Genomic DNA, 19459 nt, shown 5'->3' on the forward strand with positions numbered 1-19459 from the left:
CTCGCCTTAAGAATGCTCTTATATTGTACAAATTATAATTGCGTCTTAATTTTGTGGCATGGATGAACACGTCTAAAATAAAAAACAAAATAATTTCATTAAGAAATTATGCTATTGCTATGTTCCTGGCTGCGCTATTTTCAGCAAGCGCTCACGCTGCACCGCTGTCGCCAGCCGATCGCGATGCCATTCAACAGCAACAGCAACAGCTTTTACTCCAGAACCAGCAACAGCGTGAAGAGCTTGAGCGGAGTATTCTCCTGCCCGAACCCGCCAGACCACGGACTGTTACCGGCTCCGGGCCTTGTTTCACCATTAACGACATTACGCTTTCCGGCGCGACCTTAATCTCCCCAAAAACCCAGCATAGCCTTGTTGCGCCGTGGCAGGGCCAGTGTCTGGATATGGCGAAAATAACGGAGCTTCTGGCCCATATTTCTGACTGGTATATCAGCCGGGGATATATCACCAGCCGCGCCTTTCTTACCGAGCAGGATCTCTCCGGTGGTCAGCTGAATATTGTTGTACTGGAAGGCCGGCTGGAAGCAATCCGTCTGGAAGGTGAAACGCCGCGGATGCTGAAAATGGCGTTTCCGGGGCGCGTGGGACGCATCCTTAATTTACGCGACATCGAACAGGGTATGGAGCAAATAAACCGTTTGCGCGCCGAGCCGGTTCAAATTGAAATTCTGCCGGGGACGCAGGCCGGATATTCGATTGTTAATCTCACGGCAAAACCGGAATTTCCCTTAAGTGCATCCGTAAGCCTGGATAATAGCGGCCAGAAGAGCACCGGTGAAGACCAGCTGAACGGCGTACTCACCGCGAATAATATGCTGGGGCTGGCGGATAAATGGTTTGTCAGCGGCGGGCGCAGCAGTGATTTTGCCAGCGCGTACGATGCGCAGAATTTTCAGGCGGGCGTCAGCGTGCCGTTTGGCTATGGTTTGCTGGACTACAGCTACGTCTGGAGTAACTACCGCACCACCATCAATAACCAGGGGTTCAACTGGCTCTCCACGGGCGATACTAAAACCCACCGCGTCAACGCGTCGTGGGTGGTTTTCCGCAACGGGGATGTGAAAACCGGCATCGCGGCAGGCGTGGTTCAACGTTCAAGCCGTAACTGGCTTAACGACGCGCCGCTTCAGAGCAGCACGCGCAATCTCTCCAGCCTGATCCTCGGGGTTACCCACACGCAAAAAATGCTGGGCGGCGTGGCGACCTTCAACCCGACCTGGAGCCACGGCATGCCGTGGTTCAATGCCGAAACCGATGAAAATAAATCCGGCGATATGCCGCGGGCAGAATTCCGCAAATGGAGCCTGAACGCCAGCTTCCAGCGTCCTGTCGCCCGTAACGCCTGGTGGCTGACCAGCGCCTACGGCCAGTGGTCGCCTGACAGGCTGTACGGCTCCGAGCGCCTGACGCTCGGCGGTGAAAGCTCCGTGCGCGGTTTTAAAGAGCAGTATCTGTCCGGGGATAACGGCGGCTACTGGCGTAACGAGCTGGGTTACTCCCTCTTCACCCTCCCGGTGATTGGCGCGGTGAGCGCAACGGTCGCCGTTGACGGCGGCTGGCTGGAAAAAGACAGTCAGGACCGCTTTGCCTCCGGCACGTTATGGGGAGCCTCTGTGGGGCTGAGCAGCGCAGGGCGCTGGTACAGCAGCCAGGTTTCAGTCGGCACGCCGCTGCACTACCCCGACTGGCTCGGCCCGGATCATGTGAGCGTTAACTGGCGCATTGCCTTTATGCTTTAAGAGACTCTACGACTATGGATACCCGTCACCCACCCGTTCGTTTCTCGCAGCGTCTGATTAGCTGGATTGTCTGCGGCTTAATGGTCTGGCAGCCGATGGCACCCGCCGTCGCGGCGGCGCTCACGCCGACCGGGCAGACCACGGTGGATCAGGCGGGGAACGGGGTTCCGGTCATCAATATCGCCACGCCGAACGGGGCGGGCATTTCGCATAACCAGTTCCAGGATTACAACGTCGGCAAAGAGGGGCTTATCCTCAACAACGGCACGGACCGCTTAACTCAGACCCAGCTGGGCGGGCTTATCCAGAACAACCCCAACCTGCAGGCCGGGCGGGAAGCAAAAGGCATCATCAACGAAGTCACGGGAGCTAACCGCTCCCAGCTTCAGGGCTATACGGAAGTCGCCGGCAAGGCGGCAAACGTCATGGTGGCTAACCCGTACGGTATCACCTGTAACGGGTGCGGATTTATCAACACCCCCAACGCCACGCTGACCACGGGTAAACCGCAGTTTGACGCTAACGGTAACCTGCTGGCGCTGGATGTAACGAAAGGCGCCATCACGGTCGAAGGCCAGGGGCTGGATGCCAGCAAGAGCGACGCGCTGTCGATTATTGCGCGCGCAACGGAAGTGAACGCCGCGATTCACGCGAACGACCTGACGGTAACGGCAGGGGCAAACCGCGTGGGCGCGGATGGCAGCATTAAGCCGATTGCCGGTGAGGGCGCTGCGCCCGTGGTGGCCGTGGATACTGGCGCACTCGGCGGGATGTATGCCAACCGTATCCGTCTGGTCTCCAGCGAGAAGGGGGTTGGAGTAAATCTCGGCAACCTCACCGCGCGCCAGGGGGATATTCAGCTTGATGCGGGCGGCAAACTGACGGTCACGAACAGCGTGGCCAGCGGATCGATCGCCGCGAATGGCGCGGGGGTGACTCTCAACGGTAGCCATCAGGCCGGTGGCGCGCTGAACGTGACCAGCTCGCAGGATGTGGCACTCAATAACAGCACGCTCGCCAGCAGTGGCGACATGCGCCTTTCCGGTGAGGGGAAAGTGCAGATCGCGGGCGGCAGTGTGACCAGTAAAGGTGCGCTCAGCGTGGCGGCCGGAAAGGATATCGCGCTGACCCATACCCGCAGTGGAAGCGATACCCGCACGACGCTGACCAGCGGCGGCACGCTGTCAGCCACGGGCAGTGCGATCTCGGCAGGGGAGAACCTGGCGCTGAGCGGCGGACAGCTGGTGCTGGACGGCCAGAGCCGGGCCGATGCCACGGATGATATCCGCCTGACGGGCAGCACTGTCAGTAACCAGGGACAGGTGAATGCGGGGCGCGACCTTATGCTCTCCGGCGACAGGGTGTCAAACGGCGGGCAGCTGGCGGCGAAAGGCCATCTGGATGTGAACGCTGGAGACCTGACGAACGGCGGCACGGCGCAGGGTAACGAAATCACCCTGAAGGGCCAGACGGTCATCAATAATGGCACCCTGCAGAGCGCCGGAAAACTGACGTTAAATGCCGATACTCTGGAGCAACAGGGCACGCTGAGTGCGAAAGGCGATGCGAACGTCACGGCGCAGCAAACCCTGCGTAACGGTGGCAGCCTGCTGGCTGACGGCGCGATGAACGTGACCGCAGGCACCCTTGAACAGAACGGCACCCTGTCCGGCGCGACGGCGCTGACGGCGCAGGCCGATACCCTGACGAGCGGTCAGGCGTCCCGTATCACCAGCCAGGGCAACGTCCAGCTTACCGCGACCCGCAGCGCCAGCCTGAACGGGCAGACGGACGCGGCGGGAGCATTAACCGTTTCCACCCGCGATCTGATCACCGATCGGGATGCCCACCTGCAGAGCGGACAGGCGCTTACTCTTCAGGCGCAGAATGCGACGCTGAACGGCACCCAGGCGGCGAAAGGGGCGCTGTCGGTGACGGCGGGCACGCTGATGCACGCCGGGAAATCCACTGCTAACACCCTGAGTTTTAACGCGACCAACGACCTGACCAGCAGCGGGGAACTTTCCGCCGGTACGCTCAGCCTCAGTGGAGAGAACATCCTCCACTCCGGCGTCGCAAAAGCGGACCGCATGACCCTGACGGCAGCCGACCGCATCACCACCCGTGCTTCGCTTGTGGCCGATAGCCTGTCGCTGGACGGTGCGTCGGTAGAGAACGGCGGGCTGCTGCAGGGAACCACTCTGCTCAATCTGAAGACCGGATCGCTCGCGAACCTGGCCGGGGGCTCAATCTACAGCGCGCAGGATTTAACGCTGAACATACCCGTGCTGGCTAACAGCGGGCTTATCACCACCGACGGCACGCTGCGCGTCACAGGCGACACGCTGACAAATCAGGGTGAAATCAACGGCGTCAACCTGAGCAGCGATTATCTCAACCTGACCAACAGCGGACGCCTGCTGGCGGACGAGCAGGTCACGCTGAACGGCACCACGCTGGTTAACGCGGGCAATATTGCGGCCAGCGACCTGCACGTGACGGCGAACAGCCTTCAAAACCAGGGCACCGTGCAGGGGGAAGATACCCTGACGCTCGGCGTGGCAGACATCACTAACCGTGGCGCGCTGCGCAGCAGCGGAACGCTGACGCTTAGCGGCGACACGCTTGCCAACAGCGGCGAGCTCAGCGCCACCGCGCTTCTGCTGAACCTGACCCGCCAGGCCAGCAACGATGCCGACGGGCGGGTGATTGCCCGGGACGGCCTGACCCTGACCGCCGCCAGCCTGACGAACAGCGGGCTGATGGCCGGTACCGACGCGCGGTTCAACAGCGTGGCGGTCATCAACGGCGGCACGCTGCAGGGAACCCATTCCCTGACGGCGACGGGGGCACAGCTCAGCAACCAGCAGTCGGGCATGCTGCTCTCCGGCGGCGCGCTCGAACTGCACCACACCACGTTAAACAATGCCGGGCTGTTGCAGGGCAAAACGCTAAATCTGGCCACCGGCGAGTGGATCAATACCGGTAATGCGCTGGGAGAAATGGGCGTGACGGCGGCGGTGACCGGAGCGCTGACCAACAGCGGCAAGGTGCTCAGCCAGCAGGCGCTGGACGTGCAGGCTGGCAGCACCGATAACCGGGGCCAGTTGCTGGCGAAAGTGCTGACCCTGCGGGGCGATCTGCAGAACAGCGGTCTGCTTCAGGGGAGCAGCACGCTGGCCTGGTCCGGCGATACCTTCGCGAACCAGCCTCAGGGGCAGGTGACGGGCGGCGAGACCCTGACCCTGAGCGGAAAAAACCTCAGTAATGCGGGCAGCCTGCAAGGGCGCAGCGCGACGCTTGGCGCAGAAAACCTGAGCAACCAGGGCAGCGTTCAGACGCTGGACGCCCTGACGCTTTCCACGACCGGCAGGCTGGACAACAAAGGGGCCCTGCTCAGCCAGAACCTGTTTACGCTGACGGCGGCGCAGCTGTTTAACGACGGTCAGCTGGCCGGGAAAACGCTGACGGTGAAGGCCGCGCAGCTGACCAACACCGGCATTCTGCAGGGTAACGACGCGCTGTCGCTGACCACCCGCGCGCTGAGCAACGGCTCCACCGGACAGCTGGTGAGCGGCAGCGGCCTGAACGTGTCCCTCGATACGCTTGATAACGCCGGTCTGCTGCTGGTGGACGGCGGGTTCACCCTCCGGGGAAGTGGCCTGACTAACCAGGGTGATATTCAGGCGCAGAGCCTGGATCTTGGCCTGAGCAACACCCTGACAAATACGGGGAACCTCGTTGCCACTGACGATGCCGCGCTTAACGCGACGATGTTGACCAACAGCGGCACGGCGGCGGGCAAAACGCTGACCGCAGGCGCAGCGGAGCTACGCAACAGCGGCCTGATGCAGGGCAGCAACGCCGTTAACGCCACCGCCGATCGCTTTATCAACGAGCTGAACGGCAAATGGCTCTCCGGCGGCGGCTTCACGCTGAAGGGTGGGCAAGTGACGAACGCCGGTACGCTGCAGGGCGCGACGCTGGGCATGACGGGCAGCACCCTCATCAACAGCGGTACGGTGAACGGGCAGACGGGACTCAGCGGCACGCTCAGCGGGGCATTAACAAATACCGGGCTGCTGCAGAGCGGCGGCGCAACGACCTTCACCGCGGACACCCTGGCGAACCCGGGGCGCATCATGGGCGGCACGCTGTCCCTCAACGCCCGCGATCTCAACAACGGCGGGCTGATGCAGGGAACGAACGGCCTGGCGCTCACCGGCACCACGCTGAGCACGGGGGCAAACTCGCGCACGCTTTCCGGCGGCATGCTGATGCTGGACGCAGACCAGCTGACCACCCAGGGCACGCTGCAGGGGAATGGCGCAGAGATCGGCGCTACCGACTGGTCGCACGGCGGGTCACTGCTCAGCCAGGGAACGCTGACGGCAAATGCAGGCGGCACGCTGACCTCAACCGGCTCGCTGATGAGCCAGGGCGGAGCGGATATCACCGCCCGGACGCTGGATAACCGCGGGCAGCTTCTCAGCGAGGATAACGTCACGCTCGGCGGCAGCACGCTCAAAAACAGCGGCACCGTGCAGGGGAACAGCCTCACGCTGGGTCAGAGCAACATCAACAACCAGGGCACCTTAACCGGCCTGCAGAGCCTGACCCTGCAGGGGCAGCAGCGGCTGATGGCACGCATGGCGATGGCCGCGCCGCAGCAGGAACTCATTAACGGCGCAGGCGGCAAGCTGCTCACCCAGGGCACCCTGACGATAGCGTCCGGTGCGGTAACCAACGCCGGTAGCTGGCAGGCACAAAACATTCTGCTTAACGCCCAGTCGCTTACCAACAGCGGCGCGGTGCAGAGCGCCGACGCGCTGCAGATGACGCTGGCCGACGCGCTCACCGGGACCGCAGGCAGCAAGATCACCGCGCTGGGCAGCGCGACGCTGCAGGCCGCCACGCTGGCGAACCAGGGGCAATGGGCGGCGAAAAACCTGACGCTGAAAAGCGGCACGCTCAGTAACAGCGGCGCCATCAGCGGCGTGAACGGTCTGACCCTCAGCCAGACCGGCGCGGTGAGCCAGCAGTCATCCGGCACTATGCTCTCCGGTGGGGCGCTGAACGTCACGGCGGCGTCCGTTACCAGCGACGGGAAGATTCAGGGGAGCACGCTCGGTATCACCACCGGGACGCTCACCAACGGCGGACGTCTGCAGGGCGATAACGGCGCGACGCTGGCCCTCAGCGGCACGCTGACCAACAACGGCGGGGGCGAAATCGTCAGCCGCGATGGCCTGACGCTGACCACGCCCACATTATTTAACTACGGCCTGATTCAGGGCGGCGGCGAGACGCGCGTGACCGCCTCCTCGCAGGCGCGTAATGACGGCAGGCTGCTTTCTGGCGCGCGGCTGACGCTCGGCACGCCGCAGTTCACCAGCACCGGCTGGCTGCAGGCCACCGACCTGATCCTCAATGCGGCGAACGCCACTAACGGCGGAACGTGGGTGGCCGATCGCGCCACGCTGACCGGCACCACGCTTGCCAGCCAGGGCACTACCCAGGCGGGAGAGCTGGCGGTTAACTACGGCCAGCTGAACAACAGCGGCATGCTGCTCGGCAACGCGCAGCTGAGCATCAATGCCGACCAGGTGACCCAGAGCGCGGGGGGCAAGCTGCTGAGCGGCGGCAACCTGTGGCTGCAGAGCAAGGGGCTGGACGCGGTTGGTCAGCTGGTCTCTCTCGGTGATTTAACGCTGCAGCTGACGAACGCATATACCAGCAAAACCGCCGTGGCGGCGGGCAGAACCCTGACCATCAATAGCGGCGGCGACATCGATAACCGCAGCGTGCTGCAGGGGCAGGCGGTCAACCTCAGCGCGGGTGGGCAGCTCAGCAATAACGGACAAATCACCATCGGCGGCGGTGCCAGTACGCTCTCCGGCAGCAATGTGGCGCTAAACGCCGCGGGCTCGGTGCAGGGCGGGGGCGACATCACCGTTGCCAGCCGGAGCAATATTACCGTCGACGGATTTACCGGCACGCGCGGCTCGCTGACCCTCAGCGCGCCGGGCTCCATCGTCAACACCGCGCTGCTGTACGCGGCGAATAACCTGGCGCTATTTGCCGACAGCATCACCAACCAGCGCGGCGACATCATGGCGGGAAACAACCTGTGGATGCAGCGGGATGCGGCGGGGAATGCGAACAGCCAGGTGGTGAATACGTCGGGGAATATTGAGACGCAGGGTGGGGATATTGGGATCAGGACGGGGCATTTGCTGAATACCCGTGATGGGCTTTCGGTAAATAGCTGGACGGAAACTTCACAACTGGCTGAAAACGTCGGTGATGCAACGATTGAACTTCTTGTCCTGAGTCTCCCTTCAACGTCTTACAGCATTAGCAATACGAAAAGCAAAGGGTATCGCAATTGCACATGTGCAATTGAATACGATATTTACAGTTCATCATTTGTTCCTACCGCAGAGAGCAGTCAAATGCGCTTTGCTGGCTCAGTGGTGCATTTTGATGTGAGTGCGAGTGGTGGCGCGGGGCGCATCGCTTCGGGACGTGATTTGGTTATCAATGCTGGTGCTCTGGAAAATAAATCAAGTCAAATACTGAGTGAACGTAACGCATTTCTTTCAGGCTCACAGCTGAACAATGAGAGTTATCAATCAGGAACAACGGGGACTTTTTATAATTATAAATATCTCAGGTCTACAGGGGGATCATCTTCGGAAACGGGATATCCTGGACCAAAAGCCAACTCGACCTTTATTTATGAGTTACAAGGTCTGACGAATGAATCGGTGGAGGGCGAAACCTTACGCGCCGTCATCCAGGCAGGCGGCAACGTCACCGCGAACTTCACCAGCAACATCAGCAACACCAATACCACCGCTAACGCGGGCGGCGTTAGCACCGTTATCTCCACGCCGTCCCTGAACACCCTCAGCAACCAGACCATCGGCAGCGGGGTGCAAAAACAGGGGCTGAGCAATACCGGCACCGTGGCGGTGAATTCCCCGCAGTGGAACGATCAGCTCCAGGGTGCGCTGCAGCAGCTTAACGGCGGCGGCGCGCTGGAAACTAGCGGCGCGTCTGGCACCTCTCTCAGCAACATTGCCACCACGCAGAAAGGCAACGCCAGCCTCGGCCAACTGGGCGCACTGGCGAACGCCGGGGCCACCACCGCCGATCTCAAAACCGCTCAGGGCGGTACCGTCGGGCACTATCAGGGCCAGCGCGTCGATACCAGCGCTTACCCGCTGCCGTCGGGCAACAGCGGCTATTTTGTCTTCAACGACAATCCGAAAAGCCCGTACCTGATCAACATTAACCCGAAACTGAACGGTCTCGGGCAGCTCGATCCCGCCCTGTTTGCCGATCTGAACGCCATGCTCGGGGTCAAGCCGTCGTCCACTGCCCCGCAGGAGACGCGGCTGGCCTTTACTGACGAGAAGCAGTTCCTCGGCTCGTCTTATATGCTGGGCCGCCTCAACCTGAATCCGGACTACGATTACCGCTTCCTGGGCGATGCGGCGTTCGATACCCGCTATGTCTCCAACGTGTTGCTCAACCAGACCGGCAACCGCTACCTGAACGGCATCGGCTCCGATCTGGATCAGATGCGCTATCTGATGGACAACGCCGCGGCGGCGCAGCAGTCGCTGGGCCTGCAGTTTGGCGTTTCGCTGACTGCGGATCAGATTGCCGCGCTCGACCACAGCCTTTTATGGTGGGAGAAAGCCACCGTCAACGGCGAAACCGTGATGGTGCCGAAACTCTACCTGTCGCCGAAGGACGTCACCGTCAATAACGGCAGCGTGATCGCGGGCAACAACGTCACACTGAAGGGCGGCAGCATCACCAACAGCGGCAGCTCAATGCTGGCGAATAACAGCCTGACGCTCGACAGCCAGAACAGCATCAGCAACCTCAACAACGGCCTGATGAAAGCGGGCGGCGACCTGAACCTGAGCGCCATCGGCGATATCAATAACATCAGCTCCACCATCAGCGGTAAAACGGTCGCGCTGGAGAGCCTGGACGGCAGCATCAACAACCTGACCCAGGTTGAGCAGATTGATATCAATGCCACAGGGAAATACGGCAACATCAGCCTGAAAGACACGCTTCTGGGCAACACGGCGTCCATTACCGCGCAGGATGGCCTGTCGCTTGAGGCGGGGAAAAACATCACCGTGACCGGGGCGAACCTGGCCTCCGGCGGGGATATGCTGCTGAACGCGTGGGGCGATATTGCCGTCAACGCGAACCAGATCAACGACGCGTACAGTTCCAGCCGGGAGAAAACCAGCCGCTCGTCCGTCACGCATCAGGGCAGTAGCGTCACCGCGGGCGGCAACCTGCTGGTGAATGCCGGGCACAACCTTGACGTGACCGCCAGCGACCTGAGGGCGGGCGGCAGCGCGGGGCTGAGCGCGGGCAACGATCTCAACCTGAACGCGGCACAGACCAGCGAAAGCAGCCAGAAAGGGAAAAGCGAATCCCACAGTACCGGGATCGACCGCACCACGATTTCCGCAGGCGATAACCTGGTGCTGAAGGCCGGGCAGGATATCAACGCGCAGGCCGCCGCGCTGGCGGCGGAGAAAAGCGTCGGGCTGCAGGCGGGGCGCGACGTGAATCTGGCTGCGGAAGAAACCACGCAGGGCGACAGCTACAGGTCAGGCAAGAAAACCGTTATTAACGAGTCGGTACGCCAGCAGGGAACGGAGATCGCCAGCGGGGCGAATACGCAGATCCTCGCCGGACGCGATGTCACCACTGAAGCCGCGCAGGTGACGGCGAAGGGAGATATCGGCGTGGCAGCAGGCCGCGACGTCAGCCTCGATACCGCAACCGAAAGCGATTATCACTACAAAGAGGAGACCAAAACTAAAAAAGGACTCTTCAAGAAAACCACTACGCACACTATCGATGAGGAGAGTGCGACTTACGAGAAAGGATCGTCATTCAGCGGAAATAACGTCACTGTCACAGCCGGAAATGATGTGACAGTGAAGGGGTCCTCGATCATTGGTGATAGTGATGTTGTTCTCAAAGCGGGTAACGATGTCAATGTTGTGGCCGCGACCAATGAGCAATCTTCATATCATTTGAAAGAGAAGAAAACCAGCGGCCTGATGGGTAGCGGTGGTATCGGCTTTACGATCGGGACCAATTCCACTCGTCACCGGGTTAACGAAGACGGCACGACGCAAAGCCAGAGCGTGAGTACCATCGGCTCCACTGGCGGTAATGTCAGCATTATTGCGGACAGCAAAGCACATATTAGCGGTGCAGATGTAATCGCTGCTAAAAACCTGAATGTAGCTGCCGGAGAAATTGCAGTTGACCCGGGCAATGATCTGCTTCGCCGAAAAGAAACGTATGAACAGAAGAAAAGTGGCCTGACGCTGTCCGTTTCGTCTGCCATTACTGATGCGGCAATGGCGGCAAATAACGCCATTAAGCGCGGCAGCGAAGTCAGCAACGATCGCCTGAAGGCTCTTTATGATGTAAAAGCCGCGCAGGAAGCCTGGGTTGCTGGCTCTGGTGTAGCTTCCATGGTTGGCGGCGCAGCCGGTGGTGACATGAATGCTGTTCGGGTGGAACTGAATATTGGCTCCAGCAAAAGTAAGTCCACTTCTGAACTGAAGCAAAATGAAGTCCGAGGCAGCACACTCACTGCCGGAGGCGACGTGAATATGGTCGCTACCGGGAAAAATGGGGCGAGCGGCGATTTGCATATTACAGGCAGTGGTGTAACGGGAAATAACGTTACGCTAGTGGCGCAGAACGATCTGATACTTAATGCTGCCTCCAATAATCGTGATCAAAAAAGCTCTAACAACAGTAGTGGGTGGGCTGCTGGTGTGCATGTCTCGGTCGGAAAGGAAACAGGGATTGGTGTTCAGGCGAGTGGCTATCAGTCCAAAGGTGGTGATGACGGGAAAACGACCGAGCATGTGAATAGCCGTGTCAATGCCCGCGACGATCTGAGCATGAGCAGCGGACGTGACATGGTCATTGCCGGTGCGCAGGCGCTGGGTGACAAAATTACTGCCGATGCGGGCCGCGACCTGCTGATAACCAGCCTGCAGGATACTGATGACTACCGCAGCTGGCAGAAAGACGTCAGCGGGGGAGCCAGTTTCACGTTCGGTACCATGACGGGGTCAGCTTCACTCAACATCAGTAACAGCAAAACTAAAAGTGAGTATGCGAGCGTCGGTGAGCAGAGTGGCCTTTTTGCGGGGGAAAAGGGTTTTGATATCACCGTCGGCAAACACACGCAGCTGGACGGGGCTGTCATCGCCAGCACATCTACAGCGGATAAAAACTCTCTGGAAACGGGCACTCTTGGCTGGCGTGACATCCATAACAATGCCGAATATAGCTCAGACACGAAAGGAATCAGTGCAGGATACGCAGGCGACAAGAATGGAAGCGGCGGTAGCGCAGTACCAGTTATTGGAATAGGGGCGCAGGGTGATAAGTCCGGCACGACACATTCTGCAATAGCTGACGGCGCAATAACCATTCGTGAAAAGGAAAATCAACAACAGGATGTCGCTGAGTTAAGTCGCGATACGAATAACGCCAACGGCCATATTGATAAGATCTTCGACAAAGAAAAAGTTCAGGAGCAGCAGGAATTAGCTGGCCTGTTCGGCCAGATCGCGAATCAGGCTGCTGGCGACCTCGGCGCTAAAATGGGCTGGGGTGCAGACAGCAAAGAGAAAGCCGCTATTCATGGCGTAATTGGTGCGCTTCAAGCGAGCCTGGGTGGCGGAAATGCCCTGGCTGGCGGTGTTGCAGGTCTTAGCAGCGAAGCCTTTGGCGAAATGGTAACGGATTATCTGGGCACCCATACGTCACTCGGTGAAAGTGAGAAAGGGGCGATTGTTCAGTGGGCGGCAGCGATAAGCGGCGCCACCATTGGCGGGATCATTGCCGGAACGAACGGGGCGCAGTCGGGGGCGGCGGCTTCAATAGATTCTGTGCGTTACAACTACCTTAATCATAAAGAGGCCGAGCGTAAAAAACAGGTTGAATATCAGCTTGAGAACGGTGATTTAACCGCAGAAGAACGTCAGACGCTAACGCAGGAACTGGCTGATATCAACGCCATGGATAAAGCCCGCGATCAGCAAATTTTGGATGTCTGTACCCAAGGAAACAAGAGCAGTGCAGGCTGTGGACAACTTGTTGTACAAGCACAGAAAGCATTGGAAGGATATGGCGATAGCGCAGCGGGTTATAGATTATCATACAAGGACATCTTCCCAGAAGATTACAGTAATGCTGCCGCAATTATGGAAGGTCTTGATTCTGGGAGCATAACTCGCGATGCGGCAATTAAGGGTATAGTTGATAGCACTGGCAAAAAATGGGATGAAGTGGCTAAAGCCTATGATGACGCAATGCAGACACATGCGATTGTGAGCATCATTGCAGGAATGAAAGGAACTGATTCTGTAACACCAAAAACAACTGTTGTTGAAACGGCATCCGGTCAAAAAGCTACAATAAAAACCACAGGTAACGTTGCAGAAGTAACTTATCCTGACGGAATTAGCTTTAAAATAAACCAACCTGCTCATCTTTCAACACTTGATGGCTACTCGCAGAAAAAAGGCATAACTGGCGCGCATAATGCAGAGGAATTTTATGCTGCGGCAAAAAAATACAATGTCAAAATTGTTAGTAAAACGTATACTGAGACAAAAGGAATAACTCAAGTAACTTATCAGATACCGTCCTACGATAGAGCCGGAAATGTGACTGGATACAAAGCTGCAGAGTTACCTAAAACTATTTATGATCCTAATGTTTTCACTGATAGCAAAATGTTGGAGTTAGGACAACAAGCAGCAGCCAGCGGTTATGAGGCAGCTATGAAACAGGGGTTGCAGGCATATGATGCCCATGCTGGGGGTGTGAGTTTTAGAGTTTATATCGATAAAGCTACTGGCATGGTCAATAATTTCCATCCTCAGTGAAAGGTAATAAAATGAGCAAAGAGTTATTTGGACAACCATATGATAAAAATGATCCATATTGGATTGTTAAGTCATACTTCGATCGAATGTACGGAAGTGGATTGTTCATTAAGGCTATCGGTTACATGGCCGAAAAAAATAGTTTCCATCTTGATGGCGCATATTGCAGCTTTCCTGATATGGACAGTTGCTTTGAGGAAGAGCATTTTGAAGGGGTTGAATTTTCATATGGCTATCCTCCAGATGATAGCGATACGATCATTGTAAGTGAAAGTATTTGCTATAAATACCTTGCAAAAGCTTGCGATAAATATTTAAAGTATCATCCAGAAGATGATTTAAAAGTCAACTCCATTTTGGGAAGATCATTTCTTAAAAATGGTTAATTGATGACTAGATTCTCTTTTATGATCACCTTGAGTCTTGAAGTCAATGGTTTCTTTATATAGGATTACATTTTAATTAAAACCTTTGACTATTTAAGCTGTGGGTGATCGCTAAAGATTATCATTGAGACGTAATCGAAAATTCATCTCCTTATGCTCGTATGAGTAACTTTTTTTAATTAAAGATAGAGCGATTGTCAGGGCTATAATATATGGAAATTAATACTTTAAAAATTTTCATATTTTTAATTCCACCTAAGATTAGGTAATTTTATTCTTCTCAACCATTAATGATTGATTTGCATCTTTCAGAGAGTTGATTAATCTCCGGCGGTCTGGCCTCACCAGCCCCTTTATATGGTTAAGCAGGGCTGGGTATCTGGGGTTCTTTATTGGCATGATTCGCTGAAGCGAGATGCGGAAAAACAGTCTCCGTACTCCTGGAGACTACCCCAGCCTCTCCACCCTCGTCTCCCCCTCCGCCATAGACAGCTGATACAGCGAAAACGATCTCTGCTTCTCAATCAGCTTCGCCAGCTCCGGCGAGTGGCTGGTGAGCCAGATCTGCGAGTAGCGGCTGGCCTCGGCGATTAAGCTCGCCAGCGCGGGCAGCATCTGCGGGTGCAGGCTGTTTTCCGGTTCGTTCAGTGCGATAAACGCCGGTGGGCGCGGGCTTAACAGCGCCACCGCCAGGCACAGAAAGCGCAGGGTGCCGTCGGAGAACTCCGCCGGTTCCAGCGGCCTGCTCAGCCCCTCGCGCTGCATCATCATGCGAAAACGTCCGCCGGTGTTGTCGCTGTAAAACACGCAGCCGGGGAAGGCCTGGTCGAGAATGCGCATCAGCAGCAGCTCGTCGCCAATCTCCACGATGGTCTGAAATGCGGCCGCCAGGTTAGCGCCGTCGCTGGCCAGCACCGGAGAGCGGAAACCGACCTGTGGGGCGCGCATCGCCGAGCCGGATGAGACGGAAAACTCATGATAAAAGCGCCAGTTACGCAGGGATTCGCGCATCTGCGACACTTCCGGGTAAAGATGTGGTTCACCGAGCTGCCCGAATACCGATTCGTTCTCATACAGCGTGCCGCTGTGGGTCACTTTCTCGTGATGCACGTTGTTCAGAAACACCGCCTGATTCCTGCGCTTCATCAGCTGTGACGACGGTCGACGGTGCTGGCCGCTCAGCCAGATGGACTCCTCTTTGATCACCGGGTCGAGCTGAAACTGCGAGGGATAGGGCAGCTTCTCCACAAACCCGACCTGCAGCTCGTATTCGTAAGTCTCTGTTTCCACCGCCAGATTCATCCGCCGCAGCCGGTCGCTACGGGTTTTGCCTGCCCAGAACACCTTCAGAATGCCGCCCTCGTTCGCCAGCGCCTGGGAAAACTGCCCCTGGGCGGCGCTGTGCATCAGGTGTATCGCCTTGTAAATATTGGATTTCCCGGTGCCGTTCGGCCCGAAGACGATATTGAGCTGCTCCAGATCCAGCGACATCTCGCGGATGGAGCGGTAGTTTTGGATGTGCAGGGTGTTGATCACAGGCAGGCCCCTTTTTGCAGAATAAGCCTGTATATAATCACAGTCTTTAAGATGAAATGCAAAAAAGAGACGACAGTGAGGATGTCGTCTAAACGGGGTACTGCTTTGGGCCTCTATGGGTCAATGGGGCCTTCGCATTTTATGATCACTTGACTGCCAGACGCAGACTCAAATCATCAGGATAGGGATCAAAGTAGTTTTGCGTCATCAGATACCGGTCGGGGTATTCGGCCAGGTAGTGCTTCAGCAGCGTGATCGGGGCGAGGATAGGCAACTGTCCGTTGCGATAGTGCAGGATCACGTCGCGCAGCTCGCCGCGCTGGCGGGTGTTGAGCTGGTTACGAAAATACCCCTGAATATGCATCAGCACGTTGGTGTGATTCTTCCGCGAGGCGGGTTTTTTCAGGATCGTCATCAGCTTTTCCCGGTACGCCACGAAGAAGGCGTCCAGGTCTTCCCACTCGTGCAGCGAGGCAACGAACGGGCCGATTTCACGGTAGCCTGCCTGATGGTGCGCCAGCAGCTGGAGCTTATAGCGGCTGTGGAAGTCCAGCAGCGCGCGGCGCGTGAGGCCATTTTTACGCAGCGTGTTCAGTTCGTGCAGCGCAAAAACGCGCTCGACGAAGTTTTCCCGCAGCACCGGGTCGTGCAGGCGTCCGTCTTCTTCCACAGGCAGCCACGGCCAGGTTTCAAGGAGGGCGGCGGTGAACAGCCCGACCCCCTCCTTGCGGCCCCGGTTGCCGTTTTCATCGTACAGCCGCACGCGTTCCATGCCGCAGCTTGGTGATTTTGCGCAGACGATAAAACCAGCGAGATCGCCGATTTTCGGCAAAAAGTCTGCCGTAAAGTCAGCCATTTTCTGCGTGAGGTCATCATGAGGCGGCTTGCTGAAACGGAGTTGAGTTTCGCCGCAGTCCGTCAGCGTCAGGCGTATGGCCGGGCGAGGGGTCGGCAGGCCAATGGCCATTTCCGGGCAGACGGGCCTGAAATTCACCCACTGGGCCAGCTCATCCATGACGAAGCCCATACGCTTGTGTCCGCCGTCAAAGCGAACGGCGGAGCCGGTCAAACATCCGCTAATACCGAGCACAGGTTTCGTTGTCATGGTGTAGTCCTCCCGTTCATATAACTAAAACTTACACAACATGACTAATTTGTCCAAGTATTCGCGGAACTATTTTTTATAATTCTTTAAAATCAAGGCGTCTCAACTGCCCTTGTAGGTTGAGTAGCCGTACTGGCTCAGCAGAAGCGGGATGTGCAGCTTTTCGTTAGTGCGGGTCACGGTAAACAGCACCGGGACTTCCGGGAAGAAGGAGTCCAGCTTTTTGCCGTGGAAGTATTCTGCGGTTTTAAAGGTCACTTTGTACACGCCGGGCTGCATGTCCTGATCCTGCGGATAGAGCGATTTGATGCGACCGTCATGGTCGGTTTTACCGCTGGCAATTTGAGTCCACTTGTCCTGCTGTTGCTTTTCGAGGGTCACGGTCACGTCCGACGGTGGCATCCCGGTTTGCTGGTCGAGAATGTGGACGCTCAGCGTGCCGGCAGGGGCGCTAAAGGCAGCAGGGGCAAAGGCCATCGAGGCCAGGATCAGCAGAGGGGCAGTTTTTTTCATGGTGTTTTCCTGTGGAGTTATTCGTCACAGGAAAACGTTAGCATCTGCGGCGCGGGAAAATATTCAACTTTTCGTGAAGATTCCCGCAGGAGAAAATTATCAGAGGATAATCACTTCAAGCGATACCTGCTGCTGCCACTGCTCCACCTGCTTTTTCCGCCCGGCGTTGAGTTTGCCGCTGGTGACCAGAAGCCATTTGCGCTCCGGGAAAATTTCCGGTGCCAGCGCGTCAGGCGGAACAGGCAGGATGTCGATGCGGTGGCCCTGCCCGGTGCGCGTCAGGGCTTCGAGCCAGATCTCGCATGGGTCGTTCAGGTGCCAGCCGCTGAGCAGAATATTATCGCCCGGCGCTTTTTTATCGCCTTCGAGGCAAAACGAGGTGTAGGCGATGATGATGCCGTCGAGGATCGCGCGTAGGGTCATGGCGGCGGCGACGTTGGCCGAAACCTGGCTGCGCAGCGGACGCAGTACGTTCGCGACCAGCTCTGGCCTTGGGTATTCGCGTCCGGCGTCGTAAATCATCTGGCGCAGGGACTCGACTTTGCCGTCCTGCAGGCGTTGCAGCATGTTTTGTTGCAGGGTTTGCCAGTTGTTGGTCCGCCCCGGCGTCGGACGTTCCAGCAGCGGTTTGACCTGGCCGATCGGGACGCCTTTTTTTACCCAGTCGAGAATTTTTAGCGCCTGCTGGACGTCCTCATCGCTGTACTGGCGGTGGCCGCCTTCCGTGCGCTTTGGCTTGAGTAAACCATAGCGACGCTGCCACGCCCGCAGGGTGGTGGCGGTGATGCCGCTGAGTCTGGCGAATTCGCCGATGGAGTAAGCCATGTCCGTGTCCAGAGTGAAGGAATACTCTCAATATACTACGAATTTTCCCGAACGGGATGAAGCGCCGAAACGGTGCACTACACTTAACGTCCAACCGTGCAAATGAAAGGAATTCTCATGAAGCTATGGCCTGTTGTGACCGGTGTTGCCATTGCGCTGACGCTGGTCGCCTGTAAATCCCCTACGCCGCCGAAAGGTGTGCAGCCTATTACCAACTTTGAAGCCAGCCGCTATCTCGGCAAATGGTACGAAGTCGCCCGTCTGGAAAACCGCTTTGAACGCGGGCTGGAGCAGGTGACGGCGACCTATGGCGAGCGCAGCGACGGCGGCATCAGCGTGCTTAACCGGGGTTTTGATCCGGTGAAGAACAAGTGGAGCGAGAGCGAAGGGAAAGCGTACTTTACCGGCGAGCCGACCACCGCCGCGCTGAAGGTGTCGTTCTTCGGCCCGTTCTACGGCGGATATAACGTGATCAGGCTGGACGATAAGTACCAGTACGCGCTGGTTAGCGGCCCCAACCGTGACTACCTGTGGATCCTGTCGCGCACGCCGACCATCCCGGATGCGGTGAAGCAGGATTACCTGAACACCGCGCGCAGTCTGGGCTTCCGGGTTGACCAGCTGGTGTGGGTGAAGCAGTAAAAATCGTGCTTTCTTCCTGGAGCGTTACAGCAGTTACAGGATATTCACCTTGCGGCAGGCGTGCCGATGGAAAACGTGACCGTGGTGGTACCGAGGGATGGGGTGATGGGGAACAGATCGCAAAGAGTGGATTGAATAAGTTCGGTTTTTTATTCATGATCCCCCCATGAAAATAGAAACCGCACTCCCCATACACTTTGAACGTCTGGTTGCGATCTGGGAATCTTCCGTTCGCGCTACCCATCACTTTCTACAAGAAAGCGATATTGCGGCGCTGCGCCCGTTATTGCTTAACGCTTATCTGCCTAACCTCAAGGTCGTGATAGCTCGCGATGACGCAGGCGTTATTCACGGCTTTTTGGGCGTGGATGAAAACCGCATTGAAATGCTTTTTGTGGATGACGCGAGCCGAGGGAAGGGCGTCGGGAAATTGCTGCTGCAACACGCCATCGCAGAGTTCGGCGTGAACGAGGTGGACGTGAATGAGCAAAACCCGCAGGGCGTCGCATTTTATCGCTATATGGGGTTTGAGCAGGTCGGACGCTCGGAACTGGACGGGCAGGGGAATCCGTTTCCGTTGTTGCATATGCGGTTGGGTGAGTATAAATAATTATTAGATAATTTAAAATGTTACCGTAATTTTTCAGGAATATAATTACACCCTTATCATTCATTAAAAAAATAATTGTATTAAGTTACGGTGATATTAATATAGCTCTC

At 57.2% G+C, this 19459-nt stretch carries 9 protein-coding genes and 1 pseudogene; 6 read left to right on the top strand and 4 right to left on the bottom strand.

Features of this window, described 5'->3' with window-relative positions:
• The first annotated feature begins 119 nt into the window (after positions 1-119).
• Genes MX657_RS00295 through cdiI form a run of 3 tightly spaced genes read left to right on the top strand, consistent with a single transcriptional unit; the run spans position 120 to position 14118 of the window.
• Entirely contained in the window at positions 120-1760 is a 1641-nt protein-coding gene (locus MX657_RS00295) for a ShlB/FhaC/HecB family hemolysin secretion/activation protein (RefSeq protein ID WP_346806892.1), read from the top strand.
• Positions 1761-1774: 14 nt separating this feature from the next.
• Complete coding sequence (locus MX657_RS00300; protein ID WP_346806894.1) at positions 1775-13732, top strand: hemagglutinin repeat-containing protein; 11958 nt, start codon at positions 1775-1777, stop codon at positions 13730-13732.
• Positions 13733-13743: 11 nt separating this feature from the next.
• The gene (gene cdiI, locus MX657_RS00305) at positions 13744-14118 is read left to right on the top strand and encodes a ribonuclease toxin immunity protein CdiI (RefSeq protein ID WP_119916775.1); all 375 of its coding nucleotides are present in this window, start codon (positions 13744-13746) and stop codon (positions 14116-14118) included.
• Positions 14119-14565: 447 nt separating this feature from the next.
• Here the strand turns inward: cdiI and MX657_RS00310 are convergent, their stop codons facing one another.
• From MX657_RS00310 to MX657_RS00325, 4 genes are all read right to left on the bottom strand, one after another.
• Positions 14566-15654: an AAA family ATPase gene (locus tag MX657_RS00310; protein WP_119916777.1), complete on the bottom strand. Its 1089-nt coding sequence runs from the start codon at positions 15652-15654 to the stop codon at positions 14566-14568.
• Between the two features lie 145 nt (positions 15655-15799).
• Positions 15800-16759 (bottom strand): YbgA family protein, encoded by a 960-nt coding sequence (locus tag MX657_RS00315; protein ID WP_119916778.1) that lies wholly within the window; start codon positions 16757-16759, stop codon positions 15800-15802.
• 102 nt (positions 16760-16861) lie between these two features.
• A complete protein-coding gene (gene uraH, locus MX657_RS00320; RefSeq protein ID WP_080329805.1) occupies positions 16862-17272 on the bottom strand; it encodes a hydroxyisourate hydrolase in 411 nt (136 codons plus the stop codon).
• A 99-nt stretch (positions 17273-17371) separates the two neighbouring features.
• Complete coding sequence (locus MX657_RS00325; RefSeq protein WP_119916780.1) at positions 17372-18097, bottom strand: MerR family transcriptional regulator; 726 nt, start codon at positions 18095-18097, stop codon at positions 17372-17374.
• Positions 18098-18214: 117 nt separating this feature from the next.
• On the opposite strand from MX657_RS00325, the gene MX657_RS00330 reads away from it, so the two are divergent.
• The 3 genes and pseudogenes from MX657_RS00330 (at position 18215) to MX657_RS00340 (ending at position 19349) form a co-directional block, all read left to right on the top strand.
• Positions 18215-18739 (top strand): lipocalin family protein, encoded by a 525-nt coding sequence (locus tag MX657_RS00330; RefSeq protein ID WP_119916781.1) that lies wholly within the window; start codon positions 18215-18217, stop codon positions 18737-18739.
• Positions 18740-18754: 15 nt separating this feature from the next.
• Positions 18755-18874: pseudogene (locus MX657_RS00335) on the top strand (class I SAM-dependent methyltransferase); the annotation flags it as partial.
• A gap of 31 nt (positions 18875-18905) precedes the next feature.
• Complete coding sequence (locus MX657_RS00340) at positions 18906-19349, top strand: GNAT family N-acetyltransferase (protein ID WP_346806896.1); 444 nt, start codon at positions 18906-18908, stop codon at positions 19347-19349.
• Positions 19350-19459: the final 110 nt, after the last annotated feature.

This window comes from Enterobacter chuandaensis, assembly GCF_039718975.1.
GTDB lineage: Bacteria > Pseudomonadota > Gammaproteobacteria > Enterobacterales > Enterobacteriaceae > Enterobacter > Enterobacter chuandaensis.